Consider the following 1,051-nt stretch of genomic DNA (forward strand, 5'->3'; position numbering starts at 1 on the left):
TTAAATGTGTACTCTAGGACAATGCACTATGATAATTTGGTGGAGCTATGCGGGATCGAACCGCAGACCTCTTCGCTGCCAGCGAAGCGCTCTCCCAGCTGAGCTATAGCCCCAAACCTAGCAAACTTTGAAAGATTAATCTTTCGTGTCTGTATCGCTGAGTGCGGGCCGCATTCTATGCAGGCACACAAACAAAGTCAACAGTTTTCATGGAACTTTTTATCGAGCGTTCTAAAAAACACCAACTTGGTGCTAATATAACCACACCACCATCATGTTTCAATTAAAACCCTTGTTTTTGTTCAAAAAACTACCAATAGTCCACTCAAGTAATAATCAATCATAAGTATATGAGTGATTTGACATGATAATCCAACAGTAAGCACCCGATTGATTCATTTTATTTACAGTCATTGGCCAATGAAAGTATGCGTAAGTACCCATAGCCCTCTCTTCTATCACCTATGAAGCCATTCCACTTCTATAGGTAACCAGCTCTCCACCATAAATAGAGAATGCCGATTCAGAGGAATACTTTCACGATTCACGTAACCACAATCAATTTAACTCCCAACATCAAAGTAAAGTGGTTCGCCAGCCATTAACAAATACGGCGGCTATTACACAACTCAGTTCAAAAAATGACACCGTAACAAACTGCACTATTTATGCGTGCCTCTTGTTGATCTCCCCGTGTAACTTTTACTCGTAGGTGATTCTTACTCATTGGCACCTCTATGCTGCTCATTCATATGAAGCTCAATACTTCCAACTTATAGATTAACACCTGCCTAATCAGCAAGAGTTACAACAAATGGCTATAAAAACAACACATCAAAGCTAATGGCATACTCCATATTGCAGCAACATTGAGCGCCTTCTCAATTCAACTAAAAAATAAATTCCCTATAGGTAATAAATGAAGAGCTAAAGAAAATTGGCGATAAAAACCGCATATGAACTAATTTTGTAACTTCAAGTGTTGACTCTATTTCAAGTCTCCCTATAATAGCGCCCCACAATGACGCAGCAAACGTTGTTGATTTAGATA

Annotated in this window: 1 tRNA gene; it reads right to left on the minus strand. The window is 39.3% G+C overall.

Features of this window, described 5'->3' with window-relative positions:
- Positions 1-37: 37 nt before the first annotated feature.
- Positions 38-113: transfer RNA gene (locus J8L97_RS22980), tRNA-Ala, on the minus strand.
- Positions 114-1,051 lie beyond the last annotated feature (938 nt).

This window comes from Pseudoalteromonas sp. MMG012, from assembly GCF_018100875.1.
In the GTDB taxonomy this organism is placed as follows: domain Bacteria; phylum Pseudomonadota; class Gammaproteobacteria; order Enterobacterales; family Alteromonadaceae; genus Pseudoalteromonas; species Pseudoalteromonas aurantia.